Origin of the sequence: Sphingomonas adhaesiva, from assembly GCF_002374855.1 — a bacterium.
Taxonomy (GTDB): Bacteria; Pseudomonadota; Alphaproteobacteria; order Sphingomonadales; family Sphingomonadaceae; genus Sphingomonas; species Sphingomonas adhaesiva.
The window spans coordinates 413,760-428,518 of sequence record NZ_NWVC01000003.1; the positions used below are offsets into that span (position 1 = coordinate 413,760).

Annotated in this window: 10 protein-coding genes; 6 read left to right on the plus strand and 4 right to left on the minus strand. The window is 69.2% G+C overall.

All coding sequences use genetic code 11. From position 1 onward, the window contains the following. Positions 1 to 9: 9 nt before the first annotated feature. From kdpF to COA07_RS09265, 3 genes are all read right to left on the minus strand, one after another. Positions 10 to 99 (minus strand): K(+)-transporting ATPase subunit F, encoded by a 90-nt coding sequence (gene kdpF / locus COA07_RS09255; RefSeq protein ID WP_066709581.1) that lies wholly within the window; start codon positions 97 to 99, stop codon positions 10 to 12. Between the two features lie 110 nt (positions 100 to 209). After that, entirely contained in the window at positions 210 to 1,079 is an 870-nt protein-coding gene (locus COA07_RS09260; RefSeq protein WP_066709571.1) for a TorF family putative porin, read from the minus strand. 154 nt (positions 1,080 to 1,233) lie between these two features. Further along, positions 1,234 to 2,253 carry a LacI family DNA-binding transcriptional regulator gene (locus COA07_RS09265; protein ID WP_066709569.1) on the minus strand — a complete coding sequence of 340 codons (1,020 nt, stop codon included), beginning with the start codon at positions 2,251 to 2,253 and terminating at the stop codon, positions 1,234 to 1,236. 186 nt (positions 2,254 to 2,439) lie between these two features. On the opposite strand from COA07_RS09265, the gene COA07_RS09270 reads away from it, so the two are divergent. The 6 genes from COA07_RS09270 to COA07_RS09295 are packed head-to-tail and all read left to right on the plus strand — an operon-like array spanning position 2,440 to position 13,881. After that, the gene (locus COA07_RS09270) at positions 2,440 to 5,307 is read left to right on the plus strand and encodes a TonB-dependent receptor (protein ID WP_174525810.1); all 2,868 of its coding nucleotides are present in this window, start codon (positions 2,440 to 2,442) and stop codon (positions 5,305 to 5,307) included. Between the two features lie 40 nt (positions 5,308 to 5,347). After that, on the plus strand, positions 5,348 to 6,859 hold the full coding sequence (locus tag COA07_RS09275; RefSeq protein WP_066709567.1) for a tryptophan halogenase family protein: 1,512 nt from the start codon (positions 5,348 to 5,350) through the stop codon (positions 6,857 to 6,859). Then, the gene (locus COA07_RS09280) at positions 6,856 to 8,685 is read left to right on the plus strand and encodes an alpha-amylase family glycosyl hydrolase (RefSeq protein WP_066709565.1); all 1,830 of its coding nucleotides are present in this window, start codon (positions 6,856 to 6,858) and stop codon (positions 8,683 to 8,685) included. The genes COA07_RS09275 and COA07_RS09280 overlap by 4 nt, the downstream gene beginning before the upstream one ends. Positions 8,686 to 8,699: 14 nt before the next feature. Further along, positions 8,700 to 10,331, plus strand: a complete 1,632-nt coding sequence (locus COA07_RS09285; protein WP_066709588.1) for an alpha-glucosidase — start codon at positions 8,700 to 8,702, stop codon at positions 10,329 to 10,331. After that, on the plus strand, positions 10,331 to 12,379 hold the full coding sequence (locus COA07_RS09290) for a glycoside hydrolase family 97 protein (RefSeq protein WP_096640911.1): 2,049 nt from the start codon (positions 10,331 to 10,333) through the stop codon (positions 12,377 to 12,379). Before COA07_RS09285 ends, COA07_RS09290 begins: the two co-directional genes overlap by 1 nt. Before the next feature lie 5 nt (positions 12,380 to 12,384). Then, positions 12,385 to 13,881, plus strand: coding sequence for an MFS transporter (locus COA07_RS09295; protein WP_066713127.1), 1,497 nt, complete (start codon positions 12,385 to 12,387; stop codon positions 13,879 to 13,881). Here the strand turns inward: COA07_RS09295 and COA07_RS09300 are convergent. Beyond that, positions 13,878 to 14,759: a PaaI family thioesterase gene (locus COA07_RS09300; protein WP_066713115.1), complete on the minus strand. Its 882-nt coding sequence runs from the start codon at positions 14,757 to 14,759 to the stop codon at positions 13,878 to 13,880. The two genes, COA07_RS09295 and COA07_RS09300, sit on opposite strands and share 4 nt — an antisense overlap.

Consider the following 14,759-nt stretch of genomic DNA (forward strand, 5'->3'; position numbering starts at 1 on the left):
GCCTCCCTTCTAGAAGCGTTCGGGGCGGATCAGCACCGCCACCAGATAAAGGAGCAGCCCCAGCGCGGTGATCGCGGCGAGCCACAGGTCGATGGTCATCGCGGGCCTCCTCAGGCGTTGTCGCACAGCCGGACGAAGGCGAGCGTCAGCGCCACCAGCCCCAGCATCACGGCGATCCACAGCATGTCCTGCATGACGGTCCTTTCGCGTCAGAAAGCGGCGGTCAGCGACGCGACCACCGCGCCGCCGGCGATATTGCCGGTGCCGTCCTGGCCCCGGCTGAAGCTGGGGCGCAGATAGGCGGCGTCGCGATCCGAAATGTCGGTGCCGACATAATTGAGGCTGGCCGTCAGGTTCCGCGCCACGGCGGCGTCGGCGCCCAGCGACCAGTCCCAGTAGCGGCCGGTCGGCGCGACGGCGGTGGCGTTGGGGCCAAGCCCGTCCTGTCCGCGGCTGTGCCCGATATGCGCCTTTGCGGTGATCGGCGAACCCGCGATCGCCGCCGCGGCATCGCCCCACAGGTACAGATTGTCGGCGCTGGCGCCGGGATGGTCGTACACCCCCGCCGCGGCTGCGGCGCCGGTGTCGTACCATTTGCCGATCGCCTGCTGTTTCGGGGCATAGGCGACGCCCGCGGTCAGCGTGGCGGGGCCGGCGGTGCCGGTCAGTTTCGCATAGGGTTCGGCAAAGTCGGTCTTCGCCGCGCCGCCGGGATACATGTACCACGTCAGCCCGACGTCGAGCGTCGCATCGTCGGCCAACTGCGCCTTGTATCCGGCGATCAGGTCCAGCTCCATGTTGGCGCCGCCGAACGTGCCCCAGCCGGCGAGGTTTGATGCCCAGGTGCCGACGTACAGCCCGCTGTCGTGCGCGATGGTGATCCCGCCCTGCACCGCCATGTGCCGGTCGGATTGCGAGACGCCGCGGAAGCGATAGTCCGATGCGATCGTCGCGGCGCCGCTGACCGTCACGGCAGGGCGCGGCGCGGCCGCGGCGTTGTCCGGCGGTGCGCTTTGCGCATGAGCGGCGACGGGACATGCGACCGCTGCGATGACCGCGGCCGCCAGACGAAACGACATAAAGCACCCCAATTTGCGTGGTGCCGGCCATGTCGCGGCACCTTCAGGGGCAAGCGATTAGGCGCATGTCGCGTAGCAATTCGAGAGCGATTCCCGGCGATCGCATATAGCCGGCGTATAGTTCGCCGTTTTTTCCTGCGGCGGGGCGGGCGGGTCAGCCCGACGCGCGCGTCACCAGTCGCGGGGCCAGCAATTCGCCCGACACCGGCCGGCCGGACAGCTGCGCGATCAGCGCATCGACCAGCAATTCGCCCGCGCGGCCGTAATCCTGCGCGATCGTGGTCAGCGGCGGATTGGCGCTGGCGGCGGCGGGCAGGTTGTCGAACCCGACGATCGCGACGTCGCCGGGGATCGACAGCCCCGCCTCCGCCAGCGCGCGCATCGCGCCGATCGCGATCAGATCGGATCCGGCGAAGATCGCATCGAACGGGATGTCGCGCGCGATCAGCCGCTGCGCCGCTTCCTGCCCCGCCTCCTCGAACGCGATCACGTCGACCTGCAACCCGGGATCGACGGGCAGCCCGGCATCGCGCAGCGCGGCGGCATAGCCGCGATAGCGGTTGGCGAATTCGGGATAATGTTCGGATGCGTCGCCCAGGAAGGCGATGCGGCGGCGGCCCTGGTCGATCAGGTGCTGCGCGGCCATCCGCCCGCCCTCGACATTGTCGCAGCCGATCGTCGTGCCTGGCCGCCCCGGCTGCACCACGCCCCAGCACACGAAATGCGTCCCCTGCGCGACCAGCTGGTCGAGGCGCGCGCGATATACCTCGTAATCGCCATAGCCGAGGAGGATGATGCCGTCCGCCTTGCGGCTGTCCTCGTAATCGACGTGCCAGTTGGCCGACAGCTGCTGGATCGACACCAGAAGGTCGAAGCCGCGTTTCGCGCAGGTGCGCGTGATCGACCCCAGCATCGCCAGGAAGAACGGGTTGATGAGCGAATCGTCGGGGGTTTGATCCTCGAAGAACAGCAGCGCCAGCGTGTTGGTCAGGCCGCGGCGCAGCGACGAGGCGTTCTTGTCGACCTTGTAGTTCAGCTGCCGCGCGATCGCCTCGATCCGCATCCGCGTCGCCTCGCTGACCGTGCGGTCGCCGCGCAGCGCACGGCTGACCGTGGGCTGCGACACCCCCGCCAGCTCGGCGATATCGAACGACGTCGGCTTGTCCTGCGACATGCGATCCCCTTCTCCCAAGACCACCGTAACGGGAATGTCACAGCGAGAATATGGTCGCCGTGAATACGTATGCCGTTTCCTTCCCGAATGCCCGCGGCTGCGTCACATCGCGGGAACAGCCAGCCCGTGGGGCGGCGCCCGACAGCGTGCCGAAGACGCGACGCGGGTAACAGGGAGGGGATTTTCATGAGCTATTCCAGCACCATTGCCATGCGCCGCCGCACCGCGCTGATCCTGGGCGCCAGCGTCGCGGCGCTGACCGTCGCCGCCACGCCGGCGTTCGCGCAGGGCGCGCCGGCCGCGCAGAACGCGCCGGTGGAGAACCCCGCGAACGGCCCGGTCGCCCCCGGTGCGACCGCCCCGGAGGAGGTCGACGCCGGCACGATCGTCGTTACCGGTATCCGCGGGTCGCTGGAGGCATCGGCACGGACCAAGCGCAATGCGACGGTGATCGTCGATTCGGTGTCCGCGGAGGACATCGGCAAGCTGCCCGACGTGTCGATCGCCGATTCGCTGGCGCGTATCCCCGGCGTCACCGCGCAGCGGCTGGAAGGGCGCGACCAGCGGCTGTCGATCCGCGGGCTGGGGCCGGACTTCTCCACCACCTTGCTCAACGGGCGCGAACAGGTGACGGTGGGCGACAACCGCGGTGTCGAGTTCGACCAGTATCCGTCGGAATTCTTCCAGAACGTCAACGTCTACAAGGGCGCGGACCCGGCGCTGATCGCGGCGGGCATTTCGGGCACCGTCGACCTGCGGATGCTGCGCCCGCTGGCGCAGGGCAAGCAGACGATCGTCGTGTCCGGCCGCGGCCAGATGAACGACAGGAAGGCGTTGAACCCCGACGGCACCCGCTACGGCTATCGCGCGTCGGCGACCTATGTCGACCAGTTCGCCAACGACACGCTGGGCATCGCGATCGGCGCGTCGGCGACGCAGACCCCGACGCAGATCGAACGCTATGCCGCCTGGGGCTTCCCCGCGGCGCCGGAAGTCGGCAACAACCTGATCCTGGGCGGGGCCAAGCCCTATGTGCAGTCGAACCTGCTGAAGCGGTACGGCGGCGTCGCCACGATCGAGTGGCAGCCGTCCGACCGGCTCCATTCGACGTTCGATGCGCTCTATTCCCACTTCGAGGAAACGCAGCGGCTGCGCGGCATCGAATTCCCGATCAACCCCGGCTGGGGCGCGGGCACGACGATCTCCCCCGGCTATACGGTGACCGACGGGCTGGTGACGGCGGCGACGATCAACAATGTCGTCGCGGTGCAGCGCAACGACTATAACCGGCGCACCGCCGAGAACCTGTCGCTGGGCTGGAACAACGACCTGCTGATCGGCGAGACGACGCACCTGAAGGTCGATGCCAGCTGGAGCCGCGCGACGCGCACCGACTTCCTGCTCGAAACCTATTCGGGCACCGGATACAACACCACCGGCGCGAAGGACGTGATCCGCATCACGCAGAACGGCAACGGCACGTTCGGGATCGTGCCGACGCTGGATTACAGCAACACCGGCATCATCCGGCTGACCGATCCGCGCGGCTGGGGCTTCAACGGGACCAGCGCGGTGGTGCAGGCCGGCTTCCTGAACCGGCCCGATTTCGTCGACGACCTGAAGTCGCTGCGCGCCAGCCTGGACGGCGAGTTCGGCGACCTGGGCGTCATCAAGGGGTGGGAAGTCGGCGGCAATTTCAGCCGCCGGCAGAAGGACAGCCGTTACACCTCCTACTTCCTGTGCCCGCAGGGCGGCGGCACCAACTGCACCGTCGCCAGCGGCACGCCGACCAGCATCGCAGTGCCGGCCGACGTGCTGCTCGACCGGCAGGTGAGCCTGGACTATCTGGGCGTGCCGCGGATGCTGACCTACGATCCGCTCAAGGTCTACGGCCTGCTCAACCAGTCGTTCGATGCGCGGCCGTCGTCGCTGGTGCGCGACAATGTCGTCAGCGAAGACGTGTGGACCGGCTATGCCAAGATCGTCATCGACGGCGTGGCGGGCGGCAAGCCGCTGAAGGGGACGATTGGCGTCCAGGTCGTCCATACCGAACAAAGCTCCGACGGGCGGATCGCCAGCCTGCTGAACGGCACGGTCACCACCGCGCCGGTCAGCGGCACGGTGCGCTACACCAACGTCCTGCCGTCCGCGACGATGTCGGTCGAGCTGGACCCGGGCTTCTACGTCAAGCTGAACGGCGCGCAGACGATGGTGCGCCCGCGCCTCGACCAGGAGCGGATCACGCAGGACGTGGCGATCGACGTGTCGAAGATCGGGCGCGGCAGCCTGCCGCAGAACAGCCCGTTCAGCTCGACCGGCGGCAACGTCAACCTGCGTCCGTACAAGTCGACCAATATCGACGTCAGCCTGGAAAAGTATTTCGGTGCCGGCGGCTATGTCGCGATGACCGGTTTCTACAAGCATCTGACCGATTTCGTCGATCCGGCCAGCTCGACGCTGTTCGACTTCTCCGGGCTGCTGCCGGCGCTGAGCGCGGCGCAGCAGGCGACGATCCGCGGCCAGAACGCGCAGTTCGGCCTGGTGTCGCAGCCCGCCAATTCGGGCGGCGGCGACGTGCTGGGCGTGGAGGCGACCGCATCGCTGCCGTTCAAGCTGTTCACCGACGCGCTGGACGGGTTCGGCGTGTTCGTGACCGGCACCTATGTCGACAGCGCGATCAAGTACGGATCGAATCCGACGACGGCGATCACGCTGCCCGGCCAGTCGCGCTGGGTCGGCACCGGCACCGCCTACTACGAGAAGGGCGGGTTCCAGGCGCGCGCCACCTATCGCTATCGCTCCAGCTTCCTGGCCGAGTTGGCGGGCCTGTCGGCCAACCCGGAATTCCGCCAGGGCAAGGCAGAAGGCGTGCTGGACGCGCAGATCGGCTATGAGTTCAAGTCCGGACCGTTCACCGGCCTGTCGATCCTGTTGCAGGGCAAGAACCTGACCGACACCCCGTTCGTCACCAGCGAGGCGAACGACCCGCGGCTGGTGCGCGAATATCAGCGGTACACGCGCGATTATTATGTGGGCGTGACGTACAAGTTCTGATCGGCGGCGCGCGCGGCGGCGAGAAGGGGGAGCGAGCGGGATGAGCGATCGACCGATGCGCATCGTGATCGCCGGCGGCGGATCGGCGGGGTGGATGTGCGCGGCGGCGCTCATCCACCTGCTGGGCGACGGCTTCGCGGTCACGCTGGTGGAATCGGACGACATTCCCACGGTGGGGGTGGGCGAGGCGACGATCCCGCAGATCCGCCTGTTCAACCAGGCATTGGGCATCGACGAGGACGAACTGATCCGCGCGACCGGCGCGACGTTCAAGCTGGGGATCGAATTCGCCGGCTGGGGCGCGCCGGACGATCGCTACATGCACGCGTTCGGCGACGTCGGGCGCGATTCGGGGACGCTGGCGTTCCATCACCTGTGGCTGCGCGGCCACCGCGCGGGCGTCGCGCGGCCGCTGGGCGATTATGCGCTGAACGCGGTCGCCGCAAAGGCGGACCGGATGCGGCGCGGGGCGCCGCGGCCGGCGTCGATGCTGCCGGACATGCCCTATGCGCTGCATTTCGATGCCGCGCTATATGCCGCCTTCCTGCGTCGCCGCGCGGAGGCGGGCGGGGTGACGCGCGTCGAGGGGCGGATCGTCGATGTCGTGCGCGACGGCGGGAGCGGCGACGTCGCCGCGCTGATGCTGGCGGGCGACCGCCGGGTGGACGGCGACCTGTTCGTCGACTGCACCGGGTTTCGCGCGCTGCTGATCGGCGGCGCGCTGGGCGTCGGTTATGAGGAATGGACCCGCTGGCTGCCGTGCGACCGCGCGATGGCGGTCGCGAGCGCGCCGATCGTGCAGGCCGGCCCCTATACCCGCGCGATCGCGCATGACGCGGGGTGGCAATGGCGCATCCCGTTGCAGCACCGCACCGGCAACGGCATCGTCTACAGCTCGCGCCACCTTGACGATGCGGCGGCGGCGGAGCGGTTGCTGGCCAACCTGGACAGCGCGCCGGTCGGCGATCCGCGCCCGCTGCGCTTCACCACCGGGCGGCGCCAGGTGGCGTGGCACGCAAACGTCGTCGCGATGGGGCTGTCGTCGGGGTTCCTGGAGCCGCTGGAATCGACCAGCATCCACATGATCCAGTCGGCGATCGAGCGCCTCGTCACCTTGCTGCCCGGCCGCGCGACGGCGCCCGCGCTGCGCGACGAATACAACCGCCGCACCGCGTTCGAGGCGGAGCGGATCCGCGACTTCATCATCCTCCACTACATCGCCAACCGGCGCGACGCGCCGTTCTGGCGCGAGCGGCGCGACGGCGACATCCCCGACACGCTGCGCGCGAAGCTGGAGCTGTGGCGCGGCGCGGCGCGCATCCTGCGCGACCGTGACGAGCTGTTCACCGAGGCGGGGTGGTTGCAGGTGCTGGTCGGGCAGGGGGTGATCCCCGCCGCGCATCATCCGATGGCCGATGCGCCGACCCCTGCGCAACTGGCCGAATTCCTCGACATCCTGCCCCGGCTCAACCTTCGGGAGGTGGCCCAGATGCCCCGTCACGACGATATCATCGCCCGGCATTGCGCCGCCCCCGCGGGACTGGCGGCATGACGCCGCTGTTCGTCGCGCTTGCTCTCGCCGGGCAGGCCGCCGCCGCCGCGCCGGCGCCCGTCCCGCCGGCGAAGGCGGCTGCGACCTATCGCGATCGCCTGCCCGAGGATGAGGTGATCTATTTCGTGCTGCCGGACCGGTTCGACAATGCCGATCCGGCGAACGATCGCGGCGGCCTGTCGGGCGGGCCGCTGGTCACCGGGTTCGACCCGACGCACAAGGGCTTCTACCACGGCGGCGACCTGAAGGGGCTGGTGCGTCGGCTGGACTATATCCAGGCGCTGGGTGCGACGGCCCTGTGGGTCGGGCCGGTGTTCCGCAACAAGCCGGTGCAGGGCGCGCCGGGACAGGAAAGCGCCGGCTATCACGGTTACTGGATCACCGATTTCACCCGCGTCGACCCGCATCTGGGCAGCGACGACGATTTCCGCGCGCTGGTCGATGCCGCGCATGCGCGCGGGATGAAGGTGTATATGGACATCATCGTCAACCACACCGCCGACGTGATCCGGATGCGCGAATGCGAAGGGCAGGGCGCGTGCCCGTATCGCAGCCGTGCCGACTACCCCTATCAGCGGCGCGGCGGGGTGGCCGGGCCGGCGATCAATGCCGGGTTTGCGGGGGACGGGGACCGGAGCGCGGCGAATTTCGCGCGGCTGACCGATCCCTCCTATGCCTATACCCCCTACGTCCCGGCGGCCGAGCGCGACGTGAAGGTGCCGGCGTGGCTGAACGACGTCACGCTGTACCACAATCGCGGCGACAGCACCTATCACGGCGAAAGCGCGACGATGGGCGACTTCGTCGGGCTGGACGATCTGATGACCGAAAACCCGCGCGTGGTGGCGGGGATGATCGACATCTTCGGCGGGTGGATCGACCGGTACGGCATCGACGGGTTCCGCATCGACACCGCGCGGCACGTCAACCCGGCATTCTGGCAGGCGTTCGTCCCCGCGATGCAGCGCCGCGCCGCCGCGCGCGGCATCGCGCACTTCCACATCTTCGGCGAGGTATCCGACCACGAGGTACGCCCGGCGGTGCTGGCGGAATGGACGCACACCGGCGGGCTGCCCGCGGTGCTCGATTTCTCGTTCCGGCAGGCGGTGGCGGACACCGTCGCGGGGACGCGCGGTACCGATGCGTTCGCGGCGCTGTTCGACGGCGACGCGCTTTACGCTGGCGGCGTCGCGACCGGGCGGACCCTGCCGACCTTCACCGGCAATCACGACGACGGCCGCTTCGCGACGTTCGTGCGCCGCGCCTTTCCGAAGGCTGGCGAGGCCGAGGTGCTGGACCGGGTGAAGCTGTCGAACGCGATGCTGCTGGCGCTGCGCGGCGTGCCGACGATCTATTCGGGTGACGAACAGGGCTTTTCCGGCGACGGCGGCGACCAGGACGCGCGCGAGGACATGTTCGCCAGCCGCGTCGCCAGCTATAACGACAACCGGCTGGTCGGATCGGACCGCACCACCGCGACGGCCAGCTTCGCCACCGACGGCGCGCTGTTCCGCCAGATCGCGCAGCTGGCGCGCATCCGCCGCGCGACCCCCGCGCTGCGCCGCGGCAGCACCGTCCTGCGCTATCGCCAGGACACGCCCGGGTTGCTGGCGGTGTCGCGGATCGACCCGGCGACGCGGCAGGAAGTGCTGCTCGTCTTCAACACCGCCACCGCGCCGGTGACGCGGCAGGTCGAGGTGGAGGCGGCATCGCGCCGCTTCACCGCGCTGGCCGGCCCTTGTGCCGCGACCGCCACGGCCCCCGCCAGCGTCACCGTGACGCTGCCGCCGCTGGGCTATGCGATCTGCGCGGCGACCCCCGAATGACGACCGTGCCCCCGATGACCGCGCAACGCTCCCCCCGCATCGCCGCCGATACCACCGCCACCGCCGAATGGTGGCGCGGGGCGGCGATCTACCAGATCTATCCGCGTAGCTTCGCCGATGCGAACGGCGACGGGATCGGCGATCTGGCGGGCATCACCGCGCACCTGGACCATGTCGCGTCGCTGGGCGTCGATGCGATCTGGCTGTCGCCCTTCTACACCTCGCCGATGGCGGATTTCGGCTATGACATCGCCGATTATTGCGACGTCGATCCGATCTTCGGCACGCTCGCCGACTTCGACGCGCTGGTCGCGCGCGCGCATCAGTTGGGGCTGAAGGTTATCGTCGACCAGGTCTATGCCCACACCTCCGACCGGCATCCGTGGTTCGCGCAGAGCCGGTCGAGCCGCGACAATCCGCGCGCCGACTGGTATGTCTGGGCCGACGCCAAGCCCGAAGGCTCGCCGCCCAACAACTGGCAATCGGTGTTCGGCGGTCCGGCGTGGACGTGGGACGCGCGGCGCGGGCAATATTACCTGCACAATTTCCTGAGCAGCCAGCCGCAGCTCAACGGCCACCATCCCGACGTGCAGGAGGCGCTGCTGGACGTGGCGCGCTTCTGGCTGGAGCGGGGGGTGGACGGGTTCCGCGTCGATGCGATCAACTTTTCGATGCATCACCCGTCGCTGACCGACAATCCGCCCGCGCCGACCGGCAACGGCGTCCCGACCCGCCCGTTCGATTTCCAGCTGCACCTGTACAATCAGTCGCACCCGGACATTCCGCTGTTCCTGGAGCGGTTGCGCGGCGTGCTGGACCAATATGGCGCGACCTTCACCGTGGCGGAGGTGGGCGGCGCGGACAGCGAGCGCGAGATGAAGGCGTTCACCGCGCCGGGCCGGCTCGACAGCGCCTATGGCTTCGACTTCCTCTACGCCCCGCAACTGACCCCACGCGTGGTGGCGGAGGCGGTTCAGGGCTGGCCCGATACGCCGGGCACCGGCTGGCCGAGCTGGGCGTTCGAGAACCACGACGCGCCGCGCGCGGTGTCGCGCTGGGCCAGGGCGGGCGAGGAAGGCGCGTTCGCGGCGATGAAGATGCTGCTGCTCGCCACGTTGCGCGGCACGATCATCCTGTATTTCGGCGAGGAACTGGGGCTGACGCAGGTCGCCGTCCCGTTCGAGAAGCTGCAGGATCCCGAGGCGATCGCCAACTGGCCGCTGACGCTGTCGCGCGACGGCGCGCGTACGCCGATGCCGTGGTGGGGCGATGCCGCGCACCTGGGCTTTTCCACTGCCGAGCCGTGGCTGCCCACCGGCAGCGATCACCCCGCGCTGGCGGTCGACCGGCAGGACGCGGACGCGGGGTCGCTGCTGAACCTGACGCGGCGGCTGCTGGCGTTCCGGCGCGGCCATGCGGCGCTGACGCTGGGCACGATGACGGTGGTGGACGCGACCGACGACCTGCTGGTGTTCGAGCGCCGGCACGATGGCGAGGTGCTGCGCTGCATCTTCCACTTCGGTGCGGGGCGGCTGGACGTTGCGCCGGCGGACAGGGCGCGCTGGCGCATCGTGGAGCGTGTCGGCGCGGGCGCGGAATGGATTCTGGCCGGCCCCGCGGGGCTGGTCGCACGGGAGATCGGATGATGATGCGCATGTTCGCAAGCCTGCTGGCGCTGGTCGCCGCGCAACCCGCGCTGGCCGAGGTGGTGGCGACCGCCGCGTCGCCCGACAAGGCGATCACCGTCGCGGTGTCGATCGACAATGACGGGCGCGCCACCTACGCGGTCACGCGCAAGGGCAAGCCGGTGATCGCCGACAGCGCGCTGGGTTTCCTGTTCACCGATGCGCCCAAGCTGGACCGGCATTTCGCGCTGGTCGATGCGCGGACCACCAGTGCCGACACCAGCTGGACCCAGCCGTTCGGCGAATGGCAGACAATCCGCGACCGCCACACCCAGCTGGTCGTGCGGCTGAAGGAAAAGGACCATGATCGGCGCGAGATGCAGGTGACGTTCCGCATCTTCGACGACGGCGTCGGCTTTCGCTACACGCTGCCCGACCAGCCGGGGCTGCACCACGCCAACATCGCCGACGAACTGACCGAATTCGCGCTGGCCGAGGACGGGACCGCGTGGTGGAAGCCGGCCTATGGCTGGAACCGCGAGGAATATCTGTACGAGGCGACGCCGATCTCCGCCGTCGGCACGGCGCAGACGGTCGCGACGTTCAGGCTGGCCGGCGGCACGCATGTCGCCATCCATGAAGCCGCGCTGGTCGATTATGCGGCGATGAACCTGCAACGCTTCCAGGGCACTCGGTTCAAGGCGAACCTGACCCCCGGATCGGGCGTGCCGAAGGTGAGCCGCGACGCGGGCTTTTCGACGCCGTGGCGCACCATCGCGATCGCCGACGATGCGCCGGGGCTGTATCATGCAAGCCGCATGACGCTGAACCTCAACGAGCCGAACCGGCTGGGCGACACCTCGTCGTGGATCCGCCCCGGCAAGTTCGTCGGCGTGTGGTGGAACATGATCACCGGCAAATGGACATGGTCGCGCGGGCCCAGGCACGGCGCGACCACCGCCAACGTCAAACGCTACATCGACTTCGCCGCCGCCAACAGCATTCCGGGCGTGCTGGTGGAGGGCTGGAATGTCGGCTGGGACGGCGACTGGTTCGGCAACGGCAAGGACATGCAGTTCGACCAGCCGACCGAGGATTTCGACGCCGCCGAACTGCAACGTTACGCCAAGTCCAAGGGCGTCTACCTGATCGGCCACAACGAAACCGGCGGCTCCGCCAGCCATTACGATGCGCAGCTGGACCGCGCGTTCAAATATGCGCAGGACCACGGCATCCCGGTGGTCAAGACCGGCTATGTCACCGACGCCGGCCAGATCGAGCGGACCGATCCCGACGGATCGCAGCACCGCGAATGGCATGAGGGGCAGTGGATGGTGAACCACTATGCCCGTGTCGTCGAAACCGCCGCGAAGTACCACGTGTCGATCGACAGCCACGAACCCGTCAAAGACACCGGCCTGCGCCGTACCTGGCCCAATTGGGTCGCGCGCGAAGGCGGCCGGGGCATGGAATATATGAGCTGGGCGGGGAAGAACCCGCCCAACCACGAAGCGAACATGGTGTTCACCCAGTTGCTGGGCGGCCCGATGGACTTCACCCCCGGCATCGTCAGCCTGAAGGGCAATGCCGGCAGCGACATTCCGTCGACGCTGGCCAAGCAGCTGGCCAATTACGTCGTCATCTATTCGCCGGTCGTGATGGTCGCCGACACGCCGGAGGCCTATGCCCGCTATCCGGGCGCGTTCCGCTTCATCCGCGACGTGCCGACCGACTGGAGCGAGACGCGCGTGCTGAACGGCGAAGTCGGCCACTATGTGACGATCGTGCGCAAGGCCAGGGGATCGGACGACTGGTTCCTGGGGTCGGTGGGCGACGAACAGGCGCGTACCACGACCGTCCGGCTCGACTTCCTCGATCCCGGCAAAACCTATACCGCGCAAATCTATCGCGACGGCCCGAACGCCGATTATCGCACCGCCGATCGCCACGCGATCACGATCGAGAGCAAGCCCGTGCGGCGTGGCGACACGCTGACGCTGGCGCTGGCGCCGGGGGGCGGACAGGCGATCCGCTTCGTCGCGCCGGGCAGCGGCACGCGGGCGAAGTGACCGGCATGGCCACCGCCCCGGGGGCGACCGACCGGCGCCCGCGGCAAAGCACGGCGGGGCTGTGGAACATCAGCTTCGGCTTCTTCGGCATCCAGATCGGCTTTGCGTTGCAGAACGCGAACATGAGCCGCATCTTCCAGTCGCTGGGCGAAAGCGTCGACGATCTGGCGCTGCTGTGGATCGCCGCACCGCTGACGGGATTGCTGGTGCAGCCGGTGATCGGCCATTATTCCGACCGCACCTGGGGCCGTTTCGGGCGGCGGCGGCCGTATTTCTTCGCCGGGGCGGCGGTGGCGGCGCTGGCGCTGTTCGGGATGCCCAACGCCCCCGCGCTGTGGGCCGCGGCGGTGATGCTGTGGATGCTGGACGCGTCGCTGAACGTGTCGATGGAGCCGTTTCGCGCCTTCGTCGGCGACATGCTGGACCGCGACCAGCATACCGCCGGCTATGCGGTGCAGACGGCGCTGATCGGCGCGGGCGCGGTAGTGGGATCGGTGACGCCCTATGTCCTGGACCAGATGGGGATCGCCAATGTCGCCGCGCCGGGCGGGGTGCCCGATACGGTGCGCTACGGCTTCTACATCGGCGGCGCGGCGCTGTTCCTGGCGGTATTGTGGACGGTGCTGACGACCCGTGAATATGCGCCGGAGGACATGGCGCGGTTCGACGGGCATGAGGCGCAGACGGCCGAGACACCCGCGCCGCCGCAGTCGGTGGCGGGCGCGGCGGGCTGGATCGCGTGCGGCGGGGCGACCGCGGCGCTGGTCGCGGCGGCGGGGCTGGCGAAGGAATTGTACCTGCTGGCCGCGTTGCTCGCCGCGTACGGCATCGCGCGGCTGGTGGCGGCGCGGCTGTACCTGAGCGGGCGGCGCGACCATCTGCTGACGCATATCGTCGGCGATTTCGCGGGAATGCCGCCGGTGATGAAGCGGCTGGCGCTGGTGCAGTTCTTCACCTGGTCCGCGCTGTTCATCATGTGGATCTACACCACGCCGGTCGTCGCCCAATATGTGTTCGGGGCGACCGACCCGGCGAGCGCGGCGTACAATGCGGGCGGCAATTGGGTCGGTATCCTGTTCGCGGTCTATAACGGCGTCGCGGCGCTGGCGGCGCTGTTCGTGCTGCGCCCGCTGGCGCGCGCGGTGGGCAAGGTGCGCGCCCATGCGTTGTGCCTGGCGATCGGGGCGCTCGGCTTCCTGTCGTTCCTGCTCGTGCGCGACGCGCACATGCTGCTGCTGAGCGAGGTGGCGATCGGCATCGCCTGGGCCTCGATCCTGGCGATGCCCTATGCCATCCTCGCCTCCAGCCTGCCGCAGGCGAAGCTGGGCATCTACATGGGGCTGTTCAACGTCTTCGTCGTGGTGCCGCAACTACTGGTGGCGACGGTGATGGGGACGATCGTCCGCATCGCCTTCCCGACCGAGCCGGTGTGGACGATGGCGTGCGCGGCGGGGGTGATGGCGCTGGCGGCGCTGGCGACGCTGCGGGTGGAGGCGCCCTAGGCCTGCGCCAGGCGATAGGCGGTCACGGTCGCCGGCGCATCGCTGATCGCGGTCAGCCGGCCGACCGCGACCGGGCGGGCCGGGTCGTCCTGATAGGCGGTGATGTCGATCGTCGCGGCGCGGCGGCCGCTGCGCCGCGGCTGGACGCTGGCATGCAGCGGCAGATCGGCGCGCGCGGGCGCCAGGAAGCGCACGTCGGTGTCCAGCGCGCGGAACCCCGGTGCCAGATGGCGGCGCCCGGCATGCTCGATCAGTGCCGACACGACCCCGCCGTGGAACGCCGGCAGCAACCGCGCACCGACATGATCGGGGCGTGGGACGATCGTCAGCGCCTCCCCGCCGTCCTGTATGTCCAGCCAAGCATCGAACGACGCGGCATCGCTGGGCGGCGTGGTGCCGTCGCCGAATGGCACGTCGCGGAAGCCCCCGGGCATCGCGCCGACCAGATAGCGCGCGGTCACCGTGGCCGACAGCCCGTCGTCGTCGCGCAGGATGCCGCGCACCAGCGCCAGATCGCCGTCACGCACGACGTCGGCGACGGCGCAGACCAGCGTGCCGGTGCGCGGCGCGGCGATCCAGTCGACGCGCAATTGCAGCGTCATCATCGGGCTGGGCGCGGGCATCGTGGCGAAGATGCCGTTGGCGGTCGCCTGATCGGCCAGCAGCAATGCGGCGCCCGGATCGATCCCGCCGCCGGCGGTGCGCGTGGCGGGCAGCCGGGGATCGAGCGCCAGCGCCAGTGCATGGTCGCCGTCCGCGACGACACACATGCCCAGCGCGCCGCACGCCGGAATGGACGCCAGGTGCGCATCGGGATCGCCGCCGGGAACGCCCGCACGCGTCGCGGCCCCCGGCTGTATCGTGATCGGTGGCCGCAT

Excerpts from the sequence above, each read along its gene's own strand:
- COA07_RS09280 (WP_066709565.1), top strand. The coding sequence starts at position 6,856 with ATGACGCCGCTGTTCGTCGCGCTTGCTCTCGCCGGGCAGGCCGCCGCC.
- COA07_RS09290 (WP_096640911.1), top strand. The coding sequence starts at position 10,331 with ATGATGCGCATGTTCGCAAGCCTGCTGGCGCTGGTCGCCGCGCAACCC.
- COA07_RS09265 (WP_066709569.1), bottom strand. The coding sequence starts at position 2,253 with ATGTCGCAGGACAAGCCGACGTCGTTCGATATCGCCGAGCTGGCGGGG.
- COA07_RS09300 (WP_066713115.1), bottom strand. The coding sequence starts at position 14,759 with ATGCGGCCACCGATCACGATACAGCCGGGGGCCGCGACGCGTGCGGGC.
- kdpF (WP_066709581.1), bottom strand. The coding sequence starts at position 99 with ATGACCATCGACCTGTGGCTCGCCGCGATCACCGCGCTGGGGCTGCTC.
- COA07_RS09295 (WP_066713127.1), top strand. The coding sequence starts at position 12,385 with ATGGCCACCGCCCCGGGGGCGACCGACCGGCGCCCGCGGCAAAGCACG.
- COA07_RS09275 (WP_066709567.1), top strand. The coding sequence starts at position 5,348 with ATGAGCGATCGACCGATGCGCATCGTGATCGCCGGCGGCGGATCGGCG.
- COA07_RS09260 (WP_066709571.1), bottom strand. The coding sequence starts at position 1,079 with ATGTCGTTTCGTCTGGCGGCCGCGGTCATCGCAGCGGTCGCATGTCCC.
- COA07_RS09270 (WP_174525810.1), top strand. The coding sequence starts at position 2,440 with ATGAGCTATTCCAGCACCATTGCCATGCGCCGCCGCACCGCGCTGATC.
- COA07_RS09285 (WP_066709588.1), top strand. The coding sequence starts at position 8,700 with ATGACCGCGCAACGCTCCCCCCGCATCGCCGCCGATACCACCGCCACC.